This is a genomic window from Planktothricoides sp. SR001, assembly GCF_001276715.1.
Taxonomy (GTDB): domain Bacteria; phylum Cyanobacteriota; class Cyanobacteriia; order Cyanobacteriales; family Laspinemataceae; genus Planktothricoides; species Planktothricoides raciborskii.
The window spans coordinates 1-2,205 of the sequence record NZ_LIUQ01000137.1 but is presented as its reverse complement, the minus strand read 5'-3'; the positions used below and the strand labels follow the sequence as shown (position 1 = coordinate 2,205).

2 protein-coding genes are annotated in these 2,205 nt (G+C 45.7%); both read right to left on the bottom strand.

Features of this window, described 5'->3' with window-relative positions; genetic code table 11:
• The coding region (locus AM228_RS36555) for a reverse transcriptase domain-containing protein (RefSeq protein WP_255353292.1) at window positions 1-1,039 on the bottom strand (1,039 nt) is incomplete at its 3' end.
• On the bottom strand, window positions 1,003-1,542 hold the full coding sequence (locus AM228_RS36550; RefSeq protein WP_255353291.1) for a reverse transcriptase N-terminal domain-containing protein: 540 nt from the start codon (window positions 1,540-1,542) through the stop codon (window positions 1,003-1,005). The genes AM228_RS36555 and AM228_RS36550, both read right to left, overlap by 37 nt.
• Window positions 1,543-2,205 lie beyond the last annotated feature (663 nt).

Below are 2,205 nucleotides of genomic sequence, written 5' to 3'. Positions count from 1 at the left end.
TTATATGATGGGTTTCAATTTCCTCACCGTTGAATAAAGGTTCGCCACAGATAGGGCATTTCCAGTTTTGGTTTTGGGCGATTTTATAATTCCGGGAATTTTTCTCCCAGTAGCTCTTACCATATTTCTGGTGACGTTTTTTCCAGTATTCCTTGAGGCTCGGATCGTCCGGTGACGCTTCCCCTTTGACCTTTACATGGCGCTCGATTGGAGTGTAAGTTATTGGGTAGAGAATTATTTCAACCTCTTTCCCTCGCCGTTTGTCTGTACCTGTACAGGCGAACGTCCACTTATTGCCTTTTATGGTCTTAAAGTAACGTTTCCGAATCCATTTTGTGTTTTTGTTGGGATGCCGACGCTTCGCCCAACTCCAAAGGTAGTACCACACTCTTGATGAGATGTAGCTGAAGGTTACTTTGCTCACTACCCCTTTGTAGTAGTTAGCAAAACCTCGGAGAATCGGATTTAGCTTTTTAATGACTACTTCCTGTTCACAACCATTCATTGCCTTTATTTCTTCGCCTATCCTTTTACAGAAGGCTAAAACCTTCTTTTTGGATGGCTTGATAAGCAGTTTGCCGTTATAGTGGCGGTGGTTGAAACCGAGAAAGTCAAAGCCCTTTTCTATTGATGTAATAACCGTTTTCTCCGTGCTTAATTCAAGTCCTCTTTCTGATAACCATTGCTGGATTCTGGTCTGGGCTTTTTCAAGACTTCCTTTGTCTTTAGCAGTGACTATAAAGTCGTCTGCATACCGCACGATGCCTAGTTTTGGGTTGGTGGTTTTAATGAATTGTTCCAAACCATGCAGTCCAATGTTGGCCAGTAGGGGTGAGATTACCCCACCTTGCGGTGTTCCCGTCTTTGTGGGGTTGATATCCCCTTTGAGAACATAGCCAGCTTTTAACCATCTTTGGATTAAATCCCGTTTAGGTAGGTTTCCTAATTGTTTCAAGATGGATTCATGGGCAATATTATCGAAAAATCCTTTGATGTCAGCTTCTAGAACCCAAGTGTCTCTGCCTTTTTGAAGTCGCATAAAAGTCCAATGGCATCTTGACAGCTTCTTCCGGGTCTGAATCCGTAGGAGTTTGGCTCAAACACGGGTTCCCATTCGGGTTCTAATGCATTCATTACTATTGCCTGTTCGATTCTGTCACGCACGGTTGGGATTCCTAGCGGTCGTATCTTTCCGTTTGGCTTTGGTATCATTACCCGTTTGGTTGGGCTTTGAGTTCCGCCATTCCAGTTGTTTACCAGCTTCACCCTTTGTTCTGGGGTATTGACTATTTCCTTGTCAATTCCTGCCGTTGCTTTTCCTTTATTGGTTTGGGTGATTTTCCTCACTGACAATAGTAAGTTGGCGTGGCTTCTTAACATCAACTTTTGCAAACTTCTTAGTTTGCGAAAGTTACCAAGTTTTCTCGCGAGAAAGATTCTTTGACGTAAGTTCCTAACCAGCTTGTTGACTTTTTGCCAGTTAATTTGGCTCCAATCTTCCAGTGGCTTCTTTGGTCCGTTTGTTGCTTTTAGCTGCGACATCTAACTTGTCCTCAGATATGGTTTTTACTGTCTGGTCTCTTTCTCATAAGACCCAAGGCAAGTCTGCTGTTCCTTTCGGTCAGGGGCAAATTTTGAACCCCTATCTCCCCATTACAGGGATGCTTTCGCTTTTTGCCTCATCCTCTACCCTCCAGAGAGTTCTGCCTTCCTTGCGGTCTGCTTACTATGGGATTCGACCTTCCCATAGACTCTGTAGGGCTTACCCTGTTGTGTCGTTTGATTGTCCGTCCTCTCGTTAGGTGCTGCCTTTTCTGCGGTGAGAGTTTGGCCACACGCCTTGATGACCATTAAGCACCAAGGCCACCCACTTTACCTTTTGGTTCGAGCCTGTCAGCCTTATTTGGCTCGTTTCACGATGACGCAGTTTGAATGGCAATTCATTTTCATTCACCATTGAGAGAGTCCCTCTTGCTCCTAACCGGCTTAGGCTGCTGGCTTCGGCTACGTTCGGGGTCTGCATTCCGCCTGTTTCGTTACCTACTAGGGCGTGACCATACCTTTTATGGTATTTTCCGCGAGGGTAGGGGGTGTGACTCCCCTAGTAGGGCCGACCCTACTTACCAAACGACCAGTTCAGGTCGCGGGTCGGGTAAGGTTCAGGGATTACTCCCCTCCCCTCCCCTAAGAACCGGACTTGACACT